18 protein-coding genes are annotated in these 20714 nt (G+C 73.6%); 13 read left to right on the top strand and 5 right to left on the bottom strand.

What is annotated here, in order from left to right; genetic code table 11:
• Window positions 1-7: 7 nt before the first annotated feature.
• The gene (gene sucD, locus ACF08B_RS12035) at window positions 8-892 is read left to right on the top strand and encodes a succinate--CoA ligase subunit alpha (RefSeq protein ID WP_073888757.1); all 885 of its coding nucleotides are present in this window, start codon (window positions 8-10) and stop codon (window positions 890-892) included.
• A 98-nt stretch (window positions 893-990) separates the two neighbouring features.
• On the opposite strand, the gene ACF08B_RS12030 is transcribed toward sucD, so the two are convergent.
• Window positions 991-2067 (bottom strand): helix-turn-helix domain-containing protein, encoded by a 1077-nt coding sequence (locus tag ACF08B_RS12030; RefSeq protein ID WP_392317210.1) that lies wholly within the window; start codon window positions 2065-2067, stop codon window positions 991-993.
• Between the two features lie 93 nt (window positions 2068-2160).
• On the opposite strand from ACF08B_RS12030, the gene ACF08B_RS12025 reads away from it, so the two are divergent.
• Window positions 2161-4296 (top strand): DUF6350 family protein, encoded by a 2136-nt coding sequence (locus tag ACF08B_RS12025; protein ID WP_392317209.1) that lies wholly within the window; start codon window positions 2161-2163, stop codon window positions 4294-4296.
• A 25-nt stretch (window positions 4297-4321) separates the two neighbouring features.
• Here ACF08B_RS12025 and ACF08B_RS12020 read toward each other — a convergent pair whose 3' ends face one another.
• Window positions 4322-5098, bottom strand: coding sequence for a hypothetical protein (locus ACF08B_RS12020; RefSeq protein ID WP_392317208.1), 777 nt, complete (start codon window positions 5096-5098; stop codon window positions 4322-4324).
• A 284-nt stretch (window positions 5099-5382) separates the two neighbouring features.
• Here ACF08B_RS12020 and purN point away from each other — a divergent pair, with 284 nt between their 5' ends.
• The 3 genes from purN (at window position 5383) to ACF08B_RS12005 (ending at window position 7936) form a co-directional block, all read left to right on the top strand.
• Window positions 5383-6021, top strand: a complete 639-nt coding sequence (gene purN / locus ACF08B_RS12015) for a phosphoribosylglycinamide formyltransferase (protein WP_392317298.1) — start codon at window positions 5383-5385, stop codon at window positions 6019-6021.
• Window positions 6018-7580, top strand: a complete 1563-nt coding sequence (purH, locus tag ACF08B_RS12010) for a bifunctional phosphoribosylaminoimidazolecarboxamide formyltransferase/IMP cyclohydrolase (protein WP_093475336.1) — start codon at window positions 6018-6020, stop codon at window positions 7578-7580. Before purN ends, purH begins: the two co-directional genes overlap by 4 nt.
• A 107-nt stretch (window positions 7581-7687) precedes the next feature.
• Window positions 7688-7936 (top strand): hypothetical protein, encoded by a 249-nt coding sequence (locus ACF08B_RS12005; protein ID WP_392317207.1) that lies wholly within the window; start codon window positions 7688-7690, stop codon window positions 7934-7936.
• 129 nt (window positions 7937-8065) lie between these two features.
• Here ACF08B_RS12005 and ACF08B_RS12000 read toward each other — a convergent pair whose 3' ends face one another.
• Window positions 8066-8707, bottom strand: coding sequence for a hypothetical protein (locus ACF08B_RS12000; protein ID WP_392317206.1), 642 nt, complete (start codon window positions 8705-8707; stop codon window positions 8066-8068).
• A gap of 284 nt (window positions 8708-8991) precedes the next feature.
• Here ACF08B_RS12000 and ACF08B_RS11995 point away from each other — a divergent pair, with 284 nt between their 5' ends.
• The 6 genes from ACF08B_RS11995 to ACF08B_RS11970 all read left to right on the top strand — a co-directional run bounded on the left by ACF08B_RS11995 (window position 8992) and on the right by ACF08B_RS11970 (window position 15421).
• Complete coding sequence (locus ACF08B_RS11995) at window positions 8992-9849, top strand: bifunctional methylenetetrahydrofolate dehydrogenase/methenyltetrahydrofolate cyclohydrolase (protein ID WP_392317205.1); 858 nt, start codon at window positions 8992-8994, stop codon at window positions 9847-9849.
• Window positions 9836-10306: a DUF3017 domain-containing protein gene (locus ACF08B_RS11990; RefSeq protein ID WP_392317204.1), complete on the top strand. Its 471-nt coding sequence runs from the start codon at window positions 9836-9838 to the stop codon at window positions 10304-10306. Before ACF08B_RS11995 ends, ACF08B_RS11990 begins: the two co-directional genes overlap by 14 nt.
• Before the next feature lie 216 nt (window positions 10307-10522).
• Window positions 10523-11692, top strand: a complete 1170-nt coding sequence (locus ACF08B_RS11985; RefSeq protein ID WP_392317203.1) for a sensor histidine kinase — start codon at window positions 10523-10525, stop codon at window positions 11690-11692.
• A 34-nt stretch (window positions 11693-11726) separates the two neighbouring features.
• On the top strand, window positions 11727-12395 hold the full coding sequence (locus tag ACF08B_RS11980) for a response regulator (RefSeq protein WP_392317202.1): 669 nt from the start codon (window positions 11727-11729) through the stop codon (window positions 12393-12395).
• Window positions 12396-12789: 394 nt separating this feature from the next.
• Window positions 12790-14040, top strand: a complete 1251-nt coding sequence (locus ACF08B_RS11975; protein ID WP_392317201.1) for a DUF2690 domain-containing protein — start codon at window positions 12790-12792, stop codon at window positions 14038-14040.
• A gap of 391 nt (window positions 14041-14431) precedes the next feature.
• Complete coding sequence (locus tag ACF08B_RS11970; RefSeq protein WP_093697296.1) at window positions 14432-15421, top strand: malate dehydrogenase; 990 nt, start codon at window positions 14432-14434, stop codon at window positions 15419-15421.
• A 119-nt stretch (window positions 15422-15540) separates the two neighbouring features.
• Here the strand turns inward: ACF08B_RS11970 and ACF08B_RS11965 are convergent, their stop codons facing one another.
• Window positions 15541-16929 (bottom strand): MFS transporter, encoded by a 1389-nt coding sequence (locus ACF08B_RS11965; RefSeq protein WP_392317200.1) that lies wholly within the window; start codon window positions 16927-16929, stop codon window positions 15541-15543.
• Between the two features lie 100 nt (window positions 16930-17029).
• On the opposite strand from ACF08B_RS11965, the gene ACF08B_RS11960 reads away from it, so the two are divergent.
• Window positions 17030-17944, top strand: a complete 915-nt coding sequence (locus tag ACF08B_RS11960) for a LysR family transcriptional regulator (protein ID WP_392317199.1) — start codon at window positions 17030-17032, stop codon at window positions 17942-17944.
• Here ACF08B_RS11960 and ACF08B_RS11955 read toward each other — a convergent pair.
• Window positions 17933-18796, bottom strand: coding sequence for a GNAT family N-acetyltransferase (locus ACF08B_RS11955; protein WP_392317297.1), 864 nt, complete (start codon window positions 18794-18796; stop codon window positions 17933-17935). The two genes, ACF08B_RS11960 and ACF08B_RS11955, sit on opposite strands and share 12 nt — an antisense overlap.
• A gap of 380 nt (window positions 18797-19176) precedes the next feature.
• Between ACF08B_RS11955 and ACF08B_RS11950 the strand changes: the two genes are divergently transcribed.
• Window positions 19177-20697, top strand: coding sequence for an aldehyde dehydrogenase family protein (locus ACF08B_RS11950; RefSeq protein ID WP_392317198.1), 1521 nt, complete (start codon window positions 19177-19179; stop codon window positions 20695-20697).
• The last annotated feature ends 17 nt before the right edge of the window (window positions 20698-20714 follow it).

Here is a 20714-nt window from a genome sequence, read left to right as displayed (position 1 = left end):
ACACACCATGGCTATCTGGCTCAACAAGGACAGCAAGGTCATCGTCCAGGGCATGACCGGCGCCACCGGCATGAAGCACACCAAGCTCATGCTCGGTGACGGCACCCAGGTCGTGGGCGGCGTGAACCCGCGCAAGGCGGGTCAGACCGTGGACTTCGACGGCACCGAGGTACCGGTCTTCGGCACCGTCAAGGAGGCCATCGAGAAGACCGGCGCCAACGTCTCCGTCATCTTCGTGCCGGAGAAGTTCACCAAGGACGCGGTCGTCGAGGCCATCGACGCCGAGATCCCGCTGGCCGTCGTGATCACCGAGGGCATCGCCGTGCACGACACGGCGTCCTTCTGGGCGTACGCCGGCAAGAAGGGCAACAAGACCCGCATCATCGGCCCGAACTGCCCCGGCATCATCACCCCGGGTCAGTCGAACGTCGGCATCATCCCGGGCGACATCACCAAGCCGGGCCGCATCGGCCTGGTGTCGAAGTCCGGCACGCTGACGTACCAGATGATGTACGAGCTGCGTGACATCGGCTTCTCGACCGCCGTCGGCATCGGTGGCGACCCGATCATCGGCACCACGCACATCGACGCCCTCGCCGCGTTCCAGGCCGACCCCGACACCGACCTGATCGTGATGATCGGTGAGATCGGTGGCGACGCCGAGGAGCGCGCGGCCGCGTTCATCAAGGAGAACGTGACCAAGCCGGTCGTCGGCTACGTCGCGGGCTTCACCGCCCCCGAGGGCAAGACCATGGGCCACGCCGGCGCCATCGTCTCCGGTTCGTCCGGCACCGCCCAGGCGAAGAAGGAGGCCCTCGAGGCCGCCGGCGTCAAGGTCGGCAAGACGCCGACCGAGACGGCGAAGCTGGCCCGCGAGGTCCTCAGCGCCTGAGTCCCTCCGCAGGCTGTCGGTAGGCCCGTCCCCTCACCGGGGCGGGCCTACCGCCGTTTCCCCTCCCGTTCACCGGCAGTCCCCGGCGCCTCCCGCCGTCACCGGAATTCGGGCAGCAGTCTTTCCGGGCCGCCGGAGTCCGAGCGGTGCAGCTTGGTCCGCAGGGCCTGTTCCTCCTGGGAGAGGGGGCCCATGGCGGCCGGGGGCGGGACGCCGTGCACCGCCTGGGCCGGGGCGATCGGCGGCTCGTAGTGCGTCGGCGCCGTCCGCAGCGTCAGGGCCGTCGAGCCGATGATGGCGACGGTGAAGGCGATGGCCGCCCGGGTCCAGAACACGTTCCGGCGCTCGCCGTACGTCCGTACCGTCGTCGGCCTGGCCGCGAGGAGGCGCTCCGAGGAGGCGAGTTCGGTCAGCCGCCGGTGCAGTACGGCGGGGTCGGCCAGCGCCGGGACGTGCGCGGCCACGGCCTCACGGGCGCGGAGCAGCCGGCCGGCCGCCGCCGGGGTGCTGGCCTCCGTCTCCGCCGCCGTCTCCGGCAGGTCGAGGCCGACCCCGTCGTAGAGGACGAGCGTGCGCCGGTACGAGGGCGGGAGTCCGAGCAGCGCGTGCAGCAGGGCGCGGTCGGCCGGGTCGGCCGGCGGGGGCTCCTCGTGCCGGTAGCGGGGGCGGAAGCGGTGCCAGGGGGAGAGGGCGCAGTCGTACGCCACCGCCCGCACCCAGCCGCCCGGGTCCCGGTCGCGGGCCACCTCGGGCCAGCGCTGCCACGCGGTCTGGAAGGCCTGCTCCACGGCCTCGCGGGCCAGTTCCCGCCGGCCGGTGAGCAGATAGGTCTGCCGTACGAGGGCGGGGGCGCAGAACGCGTACAGCGCGTCGAACGCCTGAGCGGGCGTCAGGGGCGGTGGCGGGCCCGCCGTGGGATCGGCGCCCGCGTCCCCCGCTTGTGCCGCCCGCTCCTGACGGGCCGTCGATTCGACGGCCGTGGTCAGGAATCTGGCGTACGCCTCGCCTTCGCTCCCGCCGGGGATGCGGCGGCCGGACTCCCACGCGCGCAGCGTGGCGCGGCTGACGCCGAGCCGTGCGGACAGCTGAGCCTGCGTCAGCGAGGCGGACTGGCGCAGGTATCGGCGTTCCTTCGGTGAGGGCAGTGGGCCGGCAGTGATGTGCGTCGTCACCATGCACCCTTTCGTACGAAAAAGAACATAAACATATATTGAGCGACACTTCGGGGGTTCGCCTGTTACGCCCGGAAAGCGCGTGTCGTTGGGACGATGGCGGGCGTGCCCCAGATGACCGCTCGCCGCCCGTCGTTGTCGCCCCTGATCGCGCGCGTGCGCGACCGCTCGCCCGGGCTGGCCGCAAGCCTCCTGGCCGGCGCGGTCGCGGCCGGGCTCGGGCTCGGTTCGCTCGCCGTGCTGGTCCTCGCGATGTGGGTCAGCTCGCCGTACCCCGACAGCGGGCCGGGCGCCGCGCTGCACGTGGCCGCCGCGCTGTGGCTGCTGGGCCACGGGGTGGAACTGGCCCGCACCGACACGCTGTCCGGGGCGCCCCTGCCGGTCGGCGTGACCCCGCTGCTGCTGCTCGCGCTGCCGGTGTGGCTGCTGTACCGGGCGGCCCGGGACGCCTCCGACGTCTCCGCCGACCCCGACGGCCCGCCGCCGGTCCCGCCGCGTACCGCGTGGACGGGGGTGGTCCTCGGCTATCTCGCCGTCGGCGGCGCGGCGGCGCTGTACTGCGGCAGTGGGGAACTGCGGCCCGGATGGGCCTGGGTGACGTGCTGTCTGCCGATCGTCGCGGCGGGCTCGGCCGCGGCCGGGGTGTGGACCGCGCACGGCCGCCCGCCCGGTCCGGTGCTGAGCCTGCTGGTGGTGCTCCCGGGGCCGGCGAGGCGGCTGGTGTTCGGCGCGGACGCGGGGGCCAGGCTGGGAGCCGCCGTACGGGCCGCGGGTGCCGCCACGGCGGTGTTCTTCGGCGGCGGGGCGCTGCTGACCGGGGTGTCGCTGGTGTGGCACGGAGACGCGGCACGGGCGTCGTTCCTGCAGTTGACGGAGGGCTGGACGGGCCGGTTCGCCGTGCTGCTGCTCGGCGTCGCGCTGATCCCCAACGCGGCGCTGTGGGCCGCCTCCTACGCCCTCGGCCCCGGGTTCGTCCTCGGTGCCGGGCACCTGGTGCACCCGCTCGCCTCCGACCCGGCCCCGCTGCTGCCGCCGTTCCCGCTGCTGGCGGCGGTGCCGGACCCCGGGGCCGGGACACCGCTCAACTGGGCAGCCGGGCTGCTGCCGGTGGCGGCCGGGATGACGGCCGGGTGGTTCGTGGCGCGGGCGGCGGTGCGCCGGCCGGCGTCCGGGGCGCCCGCACGGGCCCGCTGGTCGGCCGCCCGGACGGCGGGGCTGGTGCTGCTGACGGCGGCGGTCTGCGCCGGATTCCTCGCTCTGCTCGCCGAGCTGTCGGGCGGACCGCTGGGGGTGGCCGCGCTGGCCCGGTTCGGTCCGGTGTGGTGGCAGACCGGGGGAGCGGCCGGCGTCTGCACGGCGGTGTTCGCGATGCCGGTGGCGCTGACCGTGCGGGCCTGGCGGCTCCGCGGCCGCCGGACGCGGTCCGACGTCGTCCCGGCGCAGGGCACGGAGCCGGGCCGGAAGAGGGTCACGGTGAGCGCGGCGACGGCGGCCTCCGCGGGTTCGGCGGCCGGTGCGTCGGCGACGGTGACCCCCGCGGAGCCGGCCGAGCCCGCGCCGGAGGGTGCCGGGCAGGGACACGCGGCCGGTACGGGCGCGGCGCCGGACGGCGGGAGCGGTGCGACCCCCGGGGAGAGCTCCGGGGAGAGTTCCGGGGGGTGGGCGGGGCACCGCGCGGCGGACGAGACACCCGACGAAGCCGGGTCACCCTCCAGAACCGGCTCCAAAACCGGCTCCAAAAACGGCTCCGGAACCGGCTCCAAAACCGGCTCCGGGAAGGGCACGGGAACGGACGGGGGCGAGAAGCCGGTGCCCGGGGAGGACACCACCGGGACCGGATCCACCACGGCGGTACGGGCCGCCGGTGCCGAGGACGTCTCCCGGTCCGGGGTCCACTCCGCGTCGGGGGCGGCCGGCTCCGGGCCGGCCGCTCAGCGGGACGCCGTGCCGGTCGCGACCGGCGTCTCCGACGACGAGGCGTACGACTTCCCGCCGGCCGAGGACCCCTTCGCCCCGGACTGGCACGACGAGCTGGCGCGCGCCTCCCGCTGGGCGGCCCTGAGGGAGGCCGCCGCCGGCGATCCGGCCAACGGTCCCGAGTGGTCGCGACCGGAGCCGGACGAGCAGGCCAAGGCACCCGGCACCGCGCCGTCCTCCCCCGCCGCGCCCCGCTCGCCCCAGCAGGACCCGGCCGTCACGGACGGACCCGAGCGAGCCGACGACACCCGCTGAGGCAGGCGCCTCAAGGCGTCACGCGTCAGTCGTTCCCCACGCCCAGCACTCCGCGCAGCTGCTCCGGGAGGAGCTTCTCGCAGGACACCTTCGCCTCGTGGGTGAGGGCGTCGCCGACGCAGGTGTAGTAGTCGCGGTAGACCAGCTGCACGGTGAAGGTCGAAGCCACCAGGACCAGGGCCAGGGACGCCGTGACCAGACCGCTGATCGCCGCCGTCGTCTGGGGCCGGCCGCTCGGGGCGGCGGGGGTGTCCGGGTCCGGGGTGCGCGGCTTGGCGCGCAGTGCGCTGATGCCCCAGTACAGGGCCAGCGCACCCAGCAGCAGCGCCACGTACGGCCAGCTGAACAGGGCGAAGAAGACCGCCCATATGCCCGACAGCAGCGCGTACCGCGCGCGGCGCTGGGCGGGGTCGGTGGGGTCCCAGCGCATGCCGGAGCCGCCGGCCGGTCCGCCGGGACCCTGCGGCCCGCCACCGGGACGCTCGCCGAAACCGCCGGGGGAGCGGCCGGGCTGGCGGTCGCTCCACTGGCTGCCCCAGGGGGAGTGGCCGTCCTGGCCGTCACCGGAACCGGAGGATCCCTCGGGCCGGCGGGACTGCCACGGACGGTCCGGGGTGCCCTCCGGGGGCGGCGCGAACGGGTTGTCGTCCTGCTGCTCACCGCCGCGCCCGCCGCCGTCCCGGCCACCCTCGGGCGCCTGGGGCGGCGAGGTCGGCCGCTCCCGCAGCAGGACGGCGCCACGCTCGCCTCCCTGGGCCGGGCGCGGCGGGAACGTGAGGAGTCGCAGGCTGCGATCGGGCATCAAGAGAGCGTCTTCCCCTAGGTGGCTACGGCTGTCCGGCGAGAGCTTCCACCCCGTTGAACGCACCGCACGCCGACCGCGTTCCCGAGGCTGCCCCATCCCGAACCCCTGCGAACGCTACCTTCCGGCCAGGCCCCCGTCCCGTGGGGGCCGTCCGCAGTGCCGGTATCGTTGCTGACGGCCGGCCGCTTCGTAGACTTCCCCGTATCGGGAAGCGTGAAGCATTCGTGCGAACGCACAAGCCGCCGGCCGGACAGATCGCCACCCCGAGAAAGGGCCCCACCGTGGCCGCCACCCCCGCTGGCCCAGCGGTCAAGCGCCTCGTCGTGCTGGTCTCCGGATCCGGCACGAACCTCCAGGCGCTCCTGGACGAGATCGAGCGCGTCGGAGCCGAGGCGTACGGCGCCCGGATCGTCGCCGTCGGGGCCGACCGCGACGGTATCGAGGGGCTGGCCCGCGCCGAGCGCGCCGGGCTGCCGACCTTCGTGCGGAAGGTCAAGGACCACGCCGGCCGGGAGGAGTGGGACACCGCCCTCACCGAGGCCGTGGCCGCCCACGAGCCCGACCTCGTGATCTCCGCCGGGTTCATGAAGATCGTCGGCAAGGAGTTCCTCGCCCGCTACGGCGGGCGGTTCGTGAACACCCACCCGGCGCTGCTGCCCAGTTTTCCCGGGGCCCACGGCGTCCGTGACGCGCTCGCGTACGGCGCCAGGGTCACCGGCTGCACCGTCCACTTCGTCGACGACGGCGTCGACACCGGACCGATCATCGCCCAGGGCGTGGTCGAGGTCAGGGACGAGGACGACGAGAGCGCGCTGCACGAGCGCATCAAGGAAGTCGAGCGAAGGCTGCTCGTCGAGGTCGTGGGGCGGCTCGCCCGCAACGGCTATCGCATTGAGGGACGAAAGGTAGTTATCCAGTGACCGCGGAGAGCAACAAGCGGGCCATCCGTCGCGCGCTCGTCAGCGTCTACGACAAGGCCGGTCTCGAGGACCTGGCGCGCGGGCTGCACGAGGCGGGCGTCGAGCTCGTCTCCACCGGCTCCACGGCCGGCCGGATCGCCGCCGCCGGTGTCCCCGTCACCAAGGTCGAGGAGCTCACCGGCTTCCCCGAGTGCCTCGACGGCCGGGTGAAGACCCTGCACCCGCGGGTGCACGCGGGCATCCTCGCCGACCTGCGTCTGGACAGCCACCGCGAGCAGCTCGCCGAGCTGGGCGTCGAACCGTTCGACCTGGTCGTCGTGAACCTCTACCCGTTCCGGGAGACCGTCGCCTCCGGCGCCTCGCCCGACGAGTGCGTGGAGCAGATCGACATCGGCGGCCCGTCGATGGTCCGCGCCGCCGCCAAGAACCACCCGTCGGTGGCCGTGGTGACCAGCCCCGAGCGGTACGCCGACGTCCTCGCCGCGGTGCAGGACGGCGGCTTCGACCTCGCCGCCCGCAAGCGCCTGGCCGCCGAGGCCTTCCGGCACACCGCGGAGTACGACATCGCCGTCGCGTCGTGGTTCGCCTCCGCCTACGCCCCGGCCGACGACTCCGCGTTCCCCGAGTTCATCGGCACCACCCTGGAGCGCGCGCACACCCTGCGCTACGGCGAGAACCCGCACCAGCCCGCCGCCCTGTACACCTCCGGCGAGGGCGGCCTCGCGGCGGCCGAGCAGCTGCACGGCAAGGAGATGTCGTACAACAACTACACGGACACGGACGCCGCGCGCCGTGCCGCGTACGACCACGACGAGCCCTGCGTCGCGATCATCAAGCACGCCAACCCCTGCGGCATCGCGATCGGCGCGGACGTCGCCGAGGCGCACCGCAAGGCGCACGCCTGCGACCCGCTGTCCGCGTTCGGCGGCGTGATCGCGGTGAACCGGCCGGTCAGCAAGGAGATGGCCGAGCAGGTCGCGGAGATCTTCACCGAGGTCATCGTGGCGCCGGACTACGAGGAGGGCGCGCTGGAGGCCCTCACCAAGAAGAAGAACATCCGCGTGCTGCGCTGCCCCGGCGCCCCGGCCCACCCGGTCGACGTCAAGCCGGTCGACGGCGGCGCGCTGCTCCAGGTCGCCGACCGGCTCCAGGCCGAGGGCGACGACCCGGCCAACTGGACGCTGGCCAGCGGTGAGGCGCTCTCCGCCGAGGAGCTGGCGCAGCTGGCCTTCGCCTGGAAGGCGTGCCGTGCGGTGAAGTCCAACGCGATCCTGCTCGCCAAGGACGGCGCCTCGGTCGGCGTCGGCATGGGCCAGGTCAACCGCGTCGACTCCTGCAAGCTGGCCGTCGAGCGGGCCGGCGAGGAGCGGGCCCGCGGCGCCTACGCGGCCTCCGACGCGTTCTTCCCGTTCCCCGACGGCCCCGCGATCCTCATCGAGGCCGGTGTCCGGGCGATCGTCCAGCCGGGCGGCTCGATCCGTGACGAGCAGGTCGTCGAGGCCGCCAAGGAGGCGGGCGTGACCATGTACTTCACGGGCACGCGCCACTTCTTCCACTGAGTTGCACCGCTCAGGTGGTGCCCGCTCCGGTACCGGAACGGGCACCACCTGAGCACCGTACGGACACGGGCCGTGCCCCTCGCCGCCCCGGCGGGCAGGATCGCCCCATGCCGGCGTGCGGATGCGTGAACCCGATCGAGATGGTGGCGCGACTGGCGGGCTACGGGCTGGCGGGCCTGGCCGCCCTCGCGCTCGGTTTCGGCTGCCTGATCGCCGTGCTGCTCGCCGCGATCGTCGGCCTCGGCGGCCTCGTCCGCCGGCGTCCCGGGGCCGTCCACACCTCCGTGGACGGCGCCGCCGACGAGGAGCCGGCCGGTCTCGCGTCCTTCCGGTGGCATTCCGGACCTGACCGCTGACGTACGCCCACCCGGCCGCCGTAACCGCCCGGTGCTGCCGAAACGGCCGTAGACGGCCCGGAAAAGGCGACTGGGCTGTCCTCCCGCAGCGGGAGGAGCAGCCCAGTCGATGCCTGTCGCAGGCGCGGCTCAGTAGCGCGGGCGGTTGAACCAGGCGGTACCGCTCGGAACGACCGGCGCCGCGGTGATGACGGCCGCGAACACCACCCAGATCAGCGGGAAGATGACGGCCGAGGCGAGACCGGAGTCCATGCCCGCGAACAGCATGATCAGACCGAGGACGCCGCCGAGCGCGCCGTAGACCACCGTCGTGATGCGCACGCCCTGGCCGCCCCGGCCGAACTTCACGCCCAGCGTGATGGACAGCGCCGCGAGGCCCAGCGCGATCAGCGCGAAGAACACGATCAGGCCCGCGGCCGTGTGACCGCCCTCGCCGATCGAGGTGAACGGGTTGTCCTCGGAGGAGCTGCCCAGGTCGTCGGCCTTGTTCGAGACGTCGTTGACGAACGCCGCCACGTACAGCCAGATCAGGCCGCCGATGATCTGCACCGCGGAGATCAGGTACAGGAACGCCCGGGCCGTCACGAGCAGCCCCGGCATCGACTGGGGCATCGCGTTGCCGCCCGGGTAGCCGGGGTACGCGGGCTGCTGCGGGTAGCCGTAGCCCTGCGGCGGGCCGGCCGGCGCCTGCGGGTAGCCGTAGCCGGGAGCGGCCGACGGGGGCTGGGACGGGGGCGGGCCGTAGGGGTTGTTCGGGTCGCCGAAGCTCATGGCGGGGTTCCTCCGTTGCTCAAGTGCGGGGACGAACGCGCGGCACGGTTCGGAGGAGAGTTCTACAGATGCGGTCCGTCCCCCCGGCACTGCCCGCGGCACTGTGTGCTCATCGTTCTTTAGCAGGCTCTTACTTGTCCAGCCGGAATCGGCATGTGTTGTGCAAGTGCAACATCACTGATCATGAGGTGACACATCCCGGATCATGCGGTGACAAAAGACGGGGAGAGCTGTCCGGCGACCCGGATTGGAACCCGGGCCGGGTCATCCGCGAGGATGGACCCATGACCGCCCAGATTCTCGATGGCAAGGCCACCGCAGCCGCGATCAAGTCCGATCTGACCGCCCGCGTGGCGGCGCTGAAGGAGAAGGGCGTCACGCCCGGCCTCGGCACGATCCTGGTCGGGGACGACCCCGGCAGCCAGAAGTACGTCGCGGGCAAGCACCGCGACTGCGCGCAGGTCGGTATCGCCTCCATCCAGCGGGAGTTGCCGGCCACGGCCACCCAGGAGGAGATCGAGGCGGTCGTCCGCGAGCTGAACGAGGACCCGGCCTGCACCGGCTACATCGTCCAGCTGCCGCTGCCCAAGGGCATCGACGAGAACCGCATCCTGGAGCTGATGGACCCGGCCAAGGACGCCGACGGCCTGCACCCGATGAACCTCGGGCGGCTGGTCCTCAACGAGCCGGCCCCGCTGCCCTGCACCCCCAACGGCATCATCAGCCTGCTGCGCGCCCACGGCGTGGAGATCAAGGGTGCCGAGGTCGTGGTCGTCGGCCGCGGTGTGACCATCGGCCGCCCGATGCCGCTGCTGCTGACGCGGCGCAGCGAGAACGCCACCGTGACCCAGTGCCACACCGGCACCCGGGACCTGTCCGCGCACCTGAAGCGGGCCGACATCATCGTCGCGGCCGCCGGCTTCCCGCACCTGGTCCGCGCCGAGGACGTCAAGCAGGGCGCGGCCGTCCTGGACGTCGGCGTCTCCCGCAACGCCGAGGGGAAGATCGTCGGCGACGTCCACCCGGACGTGCTGGAGGTGGCCGGCTGGATCTCCCCGAACCCCGGCGGGGTCGGCCCGATGACCCGGGCCCAGCTGCTGGTCAACGTGGTCGAGGCGGCGGAGCGCAGTGCCGGCCGATGAGACGCGCGGCGGTGAGCCGACCGTCCGCGACGCGATCAGCGCCCCCGATGCCGAGGGGCGCCCGCGGCGGACCACGCGCCGCTTCCCGCTGTTCACCAAGGACACCGCGCGCCCCGAGGGCGGCGGCCGGGCGGCCCCCGGCGACGCCCCGGCGCCCGCCCGGCAGTGGCCCATGCTCGTCGTGCTGTCGACGGTCGCGCTCGGCCTGCTGCTGACCGCGCTCGACGTGTTCCGCATCGGCATGCTGCTGGTCGGCGCCGCCCTGCTGGCGGGCGCGGTCCTGCGCTGGGTCCTGCCCAGCGTCGGCATGCTCGCCGTCCGGTCCCGCTTCACGGACATCGTCACCTACGGCATCCTCGGCGTGGCGATCGTCCTGCTGGCGCTGATGGCGCAGCCCAACCCGTGGCTGCGGATCCCGTTCGTGAAGGGCGTCCTGCACTTCACGATCAGCAGATAGCGACGTCCGCAGTACCGGTGGCCCGCACCTCCCCCGGGGGCGCGGGCCACCGGTGCCTCCCCGTCGCCGACGCTACGGCGAACCGCCCGCGCGCCGCGTCGGCCCTGCGGGCGAACTCCCCGGCCAACCCCGGCGGTAGGCGACCGGCGCCTGCAACTTCCGCGGTACCGCGACCGGTTGACTCCGTGTCCCGTCACCGGGCGTTACCCTGCGGCGATGCGACCGAGGACCCCCCGCCCGCTCGTCGTGGACACGTTGATCGCGGTCGCCATGGCCGTGGTCGCCGTCCTGCTCGGGCAGGAGTCACGGTCCCAGGGCTGGCCCGGACTCGACGCCCGCGCCTACGTCCTCGTCGCCCTCGCCCACCTCCCGGTCGCCCTGCGCGGACGCCGGCCCCTCGCCGTCTTCGCCGTCGTCGAGGCGGCGGCCGTCGTCTACATCGGCCTCGGCTACTGGCCGGTGGTGTCCACCTTCGGGTCCATGCTCGCGCTGTACACGGTGGCCTCGGCCCGCCCGGTGCGCACCGCGCTGGCCTGCGCGGCCTGCCTGACCGCGGTCTGGGTCTACGCCGGTGTGGTCAGCCGCACCCCGTCCATGCCGTCCGTGGTGGGGCAGGCGCTGCTGTACTGCTCGGTGCTGGTGTGGTTCGGGCACCTGGCCCGCCGCTCCGCCGAACTCACCCGGCGGCTGCGCGCCGAGCAGGCCGAGCGGGCCCGGCGCGCGGTCGCCGAGGAACGCGGCCGGATCGCCCGCGAACTGCACGACGTCGTCGCCCACCACATGTCGGTGATCTCCGTGCAGGCGGGGCTCGCCCGGTTCGTCTTCGACTCCGACCCCGGCACGGCGCGCGGCGCGCTCGGCACCATCGCGGACACCAGCGGCGAGGCCCTGGAGGAGCTGCGGCGCATGCTGCAGGTGCTGCGCGAGGAGGACCCGGAGGCGCCGCAGCGGGCCCCCATGCCGACCCTGGCCCGGCTCGGCGAACTCCTGGAGCGGGTCCGGTCCGGGGGCCTGCCCGTGGACCTCGACGTCGAGGGCACGGAGCGCCCGCTGCCGCCCGGCGTCGAGCTGTGCGCCTACCGCGTCGTCCAGGAGGCCCTCACCAACGCCCTCAAGCACGCGGGCCCGGCCCGCGCCCGCGTGCGACTCCGGTACGGTGCCCACGAACTGACCGTCCGCGTCACCGACGACGGGGAGGGGATGATTCCGGCCAGAGTGCCCACGGCCGGCGGACACGGCTTGATCGGCATGCGCGAGCGGGCCAAGCTCTACGGCGGGACGATCAGCGTCGGCCCCCGCCCGGAGGGCGGCTACGAGGTGCGGCTGACCCTGCCGACCTCGGCCGCCGAACGCGGCCGCAGGGGCGCGCCGGAGGCGGAGCGCTAGAGGACGGCGCACAGCGGGGGGACGGCCGTACGGGATGACCAGAGTGCTCGTCGTCGACGACCAGTTCCTCATCCGCGCCGGACTCGTCGGTCTGCTGGACGCCGCGCCCGGCTTCGAGGTCGTGGGCGAGGCGGGGGACGGCGAGGAGGCCGTACGGCTCGCCGCCGAGACCCGGCCGGACGTGATCCTCATGGACATCCGGATGCCCGGCGTCAACGGTATCGAGGCCACCGGGCGCATCCTCGCCGAGGCCGACGACCGCCCGCCGCGGGTCCTGGTGCTGACCACCTTCGACCTGGACGAGTACGTGTACGGGGCACTGCGCGCCGGTGCCTCCGGGTTCCTGCTCAAGGACTCCGGGCCCGAGCGGCTGCTCGCCGCGGTCACCGCCGTCGAGGGCGGCGACGCGCTGTTCGCGCCCAGCGTCACCCGGCGCCTGGTGGAGGCGTTCGCCCGGAACCAGGCGCCCGCACCCCGCTCCGCGTCCGCACCCGACCTCGAGGTGCTCACCTCCCGCGAGAGGGAGGTCCTCACGCTCACCGCCCACGGTCTGTCCAACGGGGAGATCGCCGACCGCCTCTACATCAGCGAGGCCACCGTCAAGACCCACCTCAACCGCACGATGTCCAAACTCGACCTGGGCAGCCGGGCCCAGGCGGTGGTGCTGGCCTACGAGTCGGGACTGGTGACCCCGGGCGGCTGAGCCCCGCCGGACGCGGGAGCGGCGGCCCGTCCCCTCCCCCGAGCAAGGACGAACCGCCGCCGGGAAACAGCCTTCCGCTTCGGGAACTCCCTGTTCAACGCCTGTCCCCGCGCTGTGGCACGGAAGTGACCGTTCCGCTACGGTGTCCGCGCGCACCCCCGCGTGTGTCGTTCAGGTGTCGACGTATTGACAGTTCGGGATACGTTACGAAGACCTCGTGGCACCAGGTGCACCGCCGCGGCGGCCCATGCCCCCGTGCGCCCCCACATCGGGAACTGGGATCCTTGGTCAGCGCATCCCTGTGGGTAGCCGGCACGGGTACCGGCACGCGGGGGCGAGCCGGGGGGCCGCGCGCGAGACGACATGCACCGACCGGGGGGAAGAGGGGGAAACGATGCCTCGCTGGAAGGATCTGCCCGAGGATCTGGACCCGCAGATCAAGGAGTTCACGAGTCAGCTGCGCCGGCTCGTGGACCGCAGCGGCCTGAGCATCGCGGCACTGGCCGACCGCACGGGTTACAGCAAGACGTCCTGGGAGCGTTACCTGAGCGGCCGGCTCCTCGCGCCCAAGGGCGCGATCGTCGCGCTCTCCGAGGTCACCGGCTCCAGCCCGGTCCATCTCACCACCATGTGGGAGCTGGCCGAACGGGCCTGGAGCCGGGCGGAGATGCGGCACGACCGCACCATGGAGGCGATCAGGATCTCCCAGGCGCGTGCCGCGCTGGGCGACTTCGGGGCGGCCGAGGCGACCGGCGGTCCGTCCGCACGCCAGGGCGGCGGCAGCACCACCGTGGCCCCGGGCGTCGCCGGCCCCGCGGGTGTCCGCCCGTCGGTCCCCGGCCGGCCGGCGGGTCCCGACGCCGACGCCGACACCGGCGCCCGCGAGGACGCGGGCGGCGAACCGGCCGACGGCGCGGACGGCGAGGACGGCGCGGACTCGGGCGTCAACTCCTGGAAACTGGCCGGGTACCGGGGCCCCTCGCCGACGAGCGGCCGCCCCGGCACGGGGGTACGGCCCCCCGCCCCGGCCGAAGGTCCCGGCCCGGCTCCGGGTACTCCGGTTCCGGGCACCCCGGTTGCGGGCCCGGCTCCCCAGCAGGGGCAGCCGGGGGCGCCCCGGCCCGCGGACCGCGTCTCCGCCGGGGGGCCGGGCCGCCGGCAGCGGCTGACGATGTCCCTGGCGGGGCTCGTCGGCGTGCTCGTCGTCATCGCCGGCGTCTTCTGGTTCATGAACCAGGGCGGCGACGACGGGAAGGGCCGCGCCGCGAAGTCCCCCGCCCCCTCCGCCAGCGCCCACGTCAAGCTGCCGCCCGGTGTGAAGTGCGCCGGCTCCGCGTGCGACGGCAAGGACGCCGAGGCCATGGGGTGCAGTGGCGACCTGGTCACCACCGCCAAGACCGCCACCGTCGGCACCACCACCCTGGAGGTCCGCTACAGCAAGTCGTGCGGCACCGTGTGGGGCCGCATCACCGGTGCCACGCAGGGCGACAAGGTGCAGGTGTCCTCGGGCAAGGTGAAGCAGACGGGGGAGATCACCGCCGTCGGGGACGCCATCGCGTACACCCCGATGGTCGCCGTGAAGAACCCGGCGGCGGCCAAGGCCTGCGCGATCCTGGCGTCCGGGCGGACCGGCTGCACGCCGTGACGGCCGTCCGTCTCCGTACGGCTCCCCGCACGCGGTAGGCACCGCCCCGGGGAGCCGGAAGGGGGAAATTCCCTTCCGGCGCGCATGGCGGTCCGGATCCCGGGCAGGCGAGCAGTACCCCCACGGGAGTCCGGTGTTTCGGTACCCCCACCGGCGGCCGCCTCCGTCCCTCCTCTCCCGGACGGGCGGCCGCCTTTTCGTCCCCCGCGACCCTGCCGACCCCGGCGTCCCGCCGCGGTGATCCTCTTGTGGGGTGAGCCACACGGCCCGGGACGTCTCGCATGCCGGATGCGCGATAGCCTGACCGCTGGATCGATCTCTTGATACCAAGAGATCGATCATTCGCCCGGGGCAGTGACGCCCCACCGCCAGCTGTCATACGGAGAACGCCATGACCCGCACTCCCGTGAACGTCACCGTCACCGGCGCGGCCGGCCAGATCGGTTACGCCCTGCTCTTCCGCATCGCCTCCGGCCAGCTGCTCGGCGCGGACGTACCGGTCAAGCTGCGCCTCCTGGAGATCACCCCCGCGCTGAAGGCCGCCGAGGGCACGGCCATGGAGCTGGACGACTGCGCCTTCCCGCTCCTTCAGGGCATCGAGATCACCGACGACCCGAACGTGGCCTTCGACGGCGCGAACGTGGCCCTGCTGGTGGGCGCCCGTCCGCGTACCAAGGGCATGGAGCGCGGTGACCTGCTGGAGGCCAACGGCGGCATCTTCAAGCCGCAGGGCAAGGCCATCAACGACCACGCCGCGGACGACATCAAGGTCCTCGTCGTCGGCAACCCGGCCAACACCAACGCGCTGATCGCGCAGGCCGCCGCCCCGGACGTGCCGGCCGAGCGCTTCACCGCGATGACCCGCCTGGACCACAACCGCGCGCTGACCCAGCTCGCGAAGAAGACGGGCTCCACGGTCGCCGACATCAAGCGCCTGACCATCTGGGGCAACCACTCCGCCACGCAGTACCCGGACATCTTCCACGCCACCGTGGCCGGCAAGAACGCCGCCGAGGTCGTCAACGACGAGAAGTGGCTGGCCGAGGACTTCATCCCGACCGTCGCCAAGCGCGGTGCCGCGATCATCGAGGCCCGCGGAGCCTCGTCGGCCGCCTCCGCCGCCAACGCGGCCATCGACCACGTGTACACCTGGGTCAACGGCACCGCCGACGGCGACTGGACCTCCATGGGCATCCCGTCGGACGGCTCCTACGGCGTCCCGGAGGGCCTGATCTCCTCCTTCCCGGTCACCACCAAGGACGGCAAGTACGAGATCGTCCAGGGCCTGGACATCAACGAGTTCTCCCGCACCCGCATCGACGCGTCCGTGCAGGAGCTGGCGGAGGAGCGCGAGGCGGTTCGTTCCCTCGGCCTGCTCTAGGACTCCCGCACCACGCAGCCGACGCTCGGCACCCCCTCGCAGGGGTGCCGAGCGTTCGCCGTGTGCGGGTCCGTCGCGGCCGGTCGCGCCCGCGCCGCGTACCGGGGCGGCCCCGCACCTCAGGGGGTCGCGGTGCCGTCGGCCGCGTAGTGCGGCACCCTCCGGGCGAGCGAGCCGTACCCGGCCACCACGAGTGCCGTGGCGGCCAGCACCACCACGCCCACCGTCCGCAGCGCCGGCCCCATGCCGTGCGGCAGGTCGGTGTGGGCGGACAGGACGGTGCCGGTGACGGCGACGCCCAGGGCGGCACCGGTCTCCCGGGCCGTCGTGCCGAGACCCGAGCCGAGGCCCGCCTGGTGGGGCGGGAGCGAGGTGACCACGCCCAGGGTGAGGGCCGGCATGGACAGTCCGGCGCCGGCCGAGATGACCAGCAGCCAGCAGACGAACACCGCGTAGGGCGTGCCCGCGTCCGCCGTGGACGCGCCGAGCAGGCCGAGGCCGATCAGGGCGAGACCGGTGCCGACGACCGCCCGGGGGTGGCCGGCCCAGCGGGTGGCCACCTTCTGGGTGGCCGCCATCCCGAACACCAGCGGCATGATCGCCAGCCCGGTGACGGCGGCGCCGAACCCCTTCACGCCCTGCAGGTACTGCGAGTTGACGTAGAAGAGGGAGAACAGCCCGAAGAAGCCGGTGGCCGTGCCGAGGGAGGCCGCCCGCAGCCGGGCCGAGGCGAAGACCCGCGGGTCGAACAGCGGGGCGGGGGAGCGCAGGGCGTGTCCGGTGAAGCCCGCGATCAGCAGCGCGCCCGCCGTGAAGGCGCCGAGGATGCGTGCGGAGGTCCAGCCGTGCACCGGGCCCTCGATGATGCCGAACAGGACCGCGACCAGACCCGTCGTGAGCAGCAGGGTGCCGAGCGGGTCGGGGTTGCCGGCGGGGGAGCGCTCGGTCCGCGGGGTCGTGACCACGACGGCGACTGCCAGCAGGACGGCCAGCGGCACCATCGCCGCGAAGAGGGCGCGCCAGGTGAGGAACTGACCGGCGAGGCCGCCGCCCAGGTTGCCCAGCGCGCCGCCGAGGCCGATCGACAGCGTCCAGGCGCCCATCGAACGGGCCCGGTGCTCGGGTGCGGACAGACGCATGAGGATGGACAGGGTGGCCGGGGTGATGAGGGCCGCCCCGGCGCCGGACAGTCCCCGGCCCGCGATCAGCACGGCCGGGCCGGTGGCGAGCGCGCTGGTGGCGGCGCCCGCCGCGAACAGGCCGAGCCCGGCGAGCAGGGCGCCCTTGCGGCCGTACCGGTCGCCGAGCGCGCCGGCCGGGACGAGCAGCCCCGCGAAGACGATGACGTAGGCGTCGACCGTCCACAGGACCTGGGTGTGCGACGGGTGCAGGGACGACGAACTCAGCTGCGGTATCAGCAGGTTGATGGCGGCGACCATGCTCTGGGCGACCAGGACGCAGGCGCACAGCGCCAGCAGGGTGGGGCGTTTCAGGGCGTGCGAGGGCACGGCTCCTCCCGGGAGCTGGATGGTGGTGTGGGATGCGCTCTCACCGTAGGCTCGCTCCTGACCTGCTTTCCAGTGCAACCTTCGCAAGGGATTCCTGCACATGACGCAATCCGCCGGGCTGGACCTGAATCTGCTGGTCGCGCTGGACGTGCTGCTGGAGGAGCAGAGCGTGCAGGGCGCCGCCGCCCGGCTGCACCTGTCCGAGCCGGCCATGAGCCGCACCCTCGGCCGGATCCGCAAGGCGCTCGGCGACCCGGTCCTCGTGCGCGCCGGACGCCGGATGGTGCCCACCCCGCACGCGCTGGCCGTGCGGGCCGAGGTGAGCGCGGTGGTGGAGCGGGCCCGGGCCCTGTTCGCGCCGGACCGGGACGCCGACCTGCGCACGGTCACCCGCACCTTCACGATCCTCGGGCACGACGCGATCGCCGCGACCCACGGCGCGGCCCTCTTCGCCCGTGCCGCGCGCGAGGCCCCCGGCATCCGGCTGCGTTTCCTGTCCGAGAGCCACCTGGACGCCCCGTTCCTGCGCCAGGGCACCGCCGACCTGGAGGTCGGGGTGATCGACTCGGCCGCGCCCGAGGTGCACGTGGAACCGGTGTACGAGGACCGCATGCTGGGTGTCGTACGCGCCGGACACCCGCTGCTGACCGGCGAGTTGACGCCCGAGCGGTTCGCCGGGGCGGCGGGTCACCTCATCGTCTCCCGGCGCGGCAGGCTGCAGGGCCCGATCGACGACGCCCTCGCCGAACTCGGCCTCCAGCGACGGGTGGTGGGCAGCGTCGGCTCCTACCCGGCCTCCCTCTTCGTCGTGCACGAGACCGACCTGATCGGCCTCGTCAGCCACTGGGGCCGCCCCCTGGCCGACACCCTCGGCCTGGTCACCTTCGAGATCCCGCTGCGACTGCCCGCGGTGAAGCTGGGGTTCGCCTGGCACCCCCGGCACGACGCCGACCCCGCGCACGCCTGGCTGCGCGGCTGCGTGCGCGAGCTGATGCTCCGGGAGTCAGCCGGCTAGCCGCTTCTCGAACCAGTGCGAGGCGTAGACGTTGTCGTCGTAGGCCGGGATCTCGGTGTACCCGCACGCCCGGTACATCGCCTGTGCCTCGGTGAGCTCGGCGTGCGTGTCCAGGCGCACGGCGGCCAGGCCGCGTGCCCGCGCCTCCCGTTCCAGCCCGCACAGCAGCCGTCGCGCGAGCCCCAGCCGACGGGCCCGCGGGTGCACCCACACGTGCCGGATCTCGCCGACCCCCGGCTCCAGCCGGCGCAGCGCCCCGCAGCCGACGGCGCGTTTCTCCTCGTACGCCACCAGGAAGGCGCCGGCGTCCCCGGTCACCTCCTCGGGACGCACGAGGGCGGCCTTGTCGAAGCCCTCGGGGAAGCGCGCGTCGATGTCCGCGGCGTAGGCGTCCAGGCAGGCCAGCGCGTCGGGCGAGGCCCCGTCGACCACCTCGACGGTGATCGCCGCCAGCCGCAGCAGCCGCTCCGCGGTGGTCAGGGCCGCGGTCAGTTCGGCCCGCCGGGCGGGGTCGAGCCCTTCGAGCAGGCCGGCGGCGAGGGCGTCGGCGCGCCGGTGCTGCTCGGCGACCTCGGCGCGGCCGGCCGGGGTCGGCTCGATCACGCGCAGCCGGTTGTCGTGCGGGGGCACGCCGACGCGGACCAGCCCCTGTGCCTCCAGGGCCTTCGCCATCCGGCTGAGGTAACCGGGGTCCAGCCCGAGCCGGCCGCGCAGCTCCCGCAGGGAGACTCCCTCGCCGATCTCGAAGAGCAGCCGGGCCTCGCCGAGCGGCCGGCCCTGACCCAGGTAGTGGTCGTCCAGGGCGCCGATACGGCGCGTGAAGTAGCGGTTGAAGCGGCGGAGGGCGGCCACGTCGTCCGCCGGGACAGCGGACTCCGGGGATGCCGTGGGCGCCGGGGACGCTGCTCTTTGACCGCGGTCAAAGGTCTCCATTCCCCGACTGTAGCCAGGGGCTTTCGGGCCGTCCACGGGAGAGGTCGGCCGGCCGGTTCGGGCCGGTCGCGGTGACGCTAAAGCTGTACGGTGCACCGATATTTGGCTGCCATGACCATCCAAGCGCCCGCTCAGTGCCCGGTTTTGTTCGTTTTCGACCGCATTTTCAGTGACGCGGCGCACTTTCGGCCACTGATTGCGCATGCAATGCGTGGGCCATGGGCATGCGTTCGCGGTCCCCGAGCGTGACATGCGTGTGACACAGGGGCACGGATCAGGAACGGAAGGCAATACCGATCATGGCGGACAGAACGATACGACAGGCCGAGGCGACCATTCATGCGGGGGGCGAGTGGCTGGAATCGGTCTCCGGCGCCACGCGCGAGATCCTCGACCCCGCGGACGCCCGGCCGTTCGCCGTGGTCGCGGAGGGTGACGAGAAGGACACCGAGCGGGCGGTGGCCGCCGCCCGCCGGGCCTTCGACCAGGGATCCTGGCCCGGCACCCCGGTCGCCGAGCGCGCCGCGCTGCTGCGCCGCGTGGCCGACCTCCTCGTGCGCGACCGCGAGGAACTCGGCCTGCTGGAGAGCCGGGACGCGGGCAAGACCGTCGAGGAGGGCCGCGTCGACATCGACTGCGTCGCCGACGCCTTCCGGTACTTCGCCGACCAGGTGGCCGCCGAGTCCCCGGGCCGTGTGGTCGACGCGGGCACGCCCGACGTCCACAGCGTCGTGGTGCACGAACCGGTCGGCGTCTGCGCGCTGATCACTCCCTGGAACTACCCGCTGCTCCAGGCCAGTTGGAAGATCGCCCCGGCCCTCGCGGCGGGCAACACCTTCGTCGTCAAGCCCAGCGAGATCACCCCGATGACCACCATCGCGCTGATCGACCTGCTGACCGAGGCCGGACTGCCCGCCGGAGTGGCCAACATCGTCACCGGCCCCGGCCACACCGTCGGCGCCCGGCTCGCCGAGCACCCCGACGTCGACCTGGTCTCCTTCACCGGCGGCCTGATCAGCGGCACCAAGGTCGCCCAGGCCGCCGCGCCGACCGTGAAGAAGGTCGCCCTCGAACTCGGCGGCAAGAACCCGAACGTGGTCTTCGCCGACGCCTGCGCCACCGAGGAGGACTTCGACACCGCCGTGGACCAGGCCCTCAACGCGGCCTTCATCCACAGTGGCCAGGTCTGCTCCGCCGGCGCCCGCCTCATCGTCGAGGAGTCCGTCCGCGAGCGTTTCGTCGCCGAACTGGCCCGCCGGGCCCAGCGGATCAGGCTCGGCCGCGGCACCGAGGACGGCGTCGAGTGCGGCCCGCTCGTCTCCGAGCAGCAGCGCGCCAAGGTCGAGAAGTACGTGGAGGCCGCCCTCGCCGAGGGCGCGGTCCTGCGCTGCGGCGGCAAGCGCCCGCAGCCGGCACCGCAGCGGCCCGGCACCGGCTGGTTCTACGAGCCGACGATCCTCGACGCCTGCCACCGCGACATGACGGTCGTGCGCGAGGAGGTCTTCGGCCCCGTCCTCACCGTGGAGACCTTCCGCACGGAGGACGAGGCGGTGTTCCTCGCCAACGACACCGAGTACGGCCTCGCCGGCGCCGTGTGGACCACCGACCCCGGCAAGGCCCGCCGGGTCGCCGGGCGGCTGCGCCACGGCACCGTCTGGATCAACGACTTCCACCCCTACCTGCCGCAGGCGGAATGGGGCGGCTTCGGCAAGAGCGGCACCGGCCGCGAACTGGGGCCCGCCGGACTCGCCGAGTACCGCGAGACCAAGCACATCTACCAGAACCTCGCGCCCAAGCCCGTGCGGTGGTTCGCCGGCTGAACTCCCGACCCCGTAAG

Source organism: Streptomyces sp. NPDC015139, from assembly GCF_043079785.1.
GTDB lineage: Bacteria > Actinomycetota > Actinomycetes > Streptomycetales > Streptomycetaceae > Streptomyces > Streptomyces albidocamelliae.
Note: the sequence above shows the minus strand (reverse complement) of the source record. Positions and strands in the feature narration are given on the sequence as shown.

Bases quoted from the DNA above. Each gene is read 5' to 3' on its own strand.
- ACF08B_RS12020 (WP_392317208.1), bottom strand. From the start codon at position 5,098: ATGCCCGATCGCAGCCTGCGACTCCTCACGTTCCCGCCGCGCCCGGCC.
- ACF08B_RS11970 (WP_093697296.1), top strand. From the start codon at position 14,432: ATGACCCGCACTCCCGTGAACGTCACCGTCACCGGCGCGGCCGGCCAG.
- ACF08B_RS12025 (WP_392317209.1), top strand. From the start codon at position 2,161: ATGGCGGGCGTGCCCCAGATGACCGCTCGCCGCCCGTCGTTGTCGCCC.
- ACF08B_RS11980 (WP_392317202.1), top strand. From the start codon at position 11,727: ATGACCAGAGTGCTCGTCGTCGACGACCAGTTCCTCATCCGCGCCGGA.
- ACF08B_RS11985 (WP_392317203.1), top strand. From the start codon at position 10,523: ATGCGACCGAGGACCCCCCGCCCGCTCGTCGTGGACACGTTGATCGCG.
- sucD (WP_073888757.1), top strand. From the start codon at position 8: ATGGCTATCTGGCTCAACAAGGACAGCAAGGTCATCGTCCAGGGCATG.
- ACF08B_RS11960 (WP_392317199.1), top strand. From the start codon at position 17,030: ATGACGCAATCCGCCGGGCTGGACCTGAATCTGCTGGTCGCGCTGGAC.
- ACF08B_RS11975 (WP_392317201.1), top strand. From the start codon at position 12,790: ATGCCTCGCTGGAAGGATCTGCCCGAGGATCTGGACCCGCAGATCAAG.
- ACF08B_RS11995 (WP_392317205.1), top strand. From the start codon at position 8,992: ATGACCGCCCAGATTCTCGATGGCAAGGCCACCGCAGCCGCGATCAAG.
- ACF08B_RS12000 (WP_392317206.1), bottom strand. From the start codon at position 8,707: ATGAGCTTCGGCGACCCGAACAACCCCTACGGCCCGCCCCCGTCCCAG.
- ACF08B_RS11950 (WP_392317198.1), top strand. From the start codon at position 19,177: ATGGCGGACAGAACGATACGACAGGCCGAGGCGACCATTCATGCGGGG.
- ACF08B_RS12030 (WP_392317210.1), bottom strand. From the start codon at position 2,067: ATGGTGACGACGCACATCACTGCCGGCCCACTGCCCTCACCGAAGGAA.
- ACF08B_RS12005 (WP_392317207.1), top strand. From the start codon at position 7,688: ATGCCGGCGTGCGGATGCGTGAACCCGATCGAGATGGTGGCGCGACTG.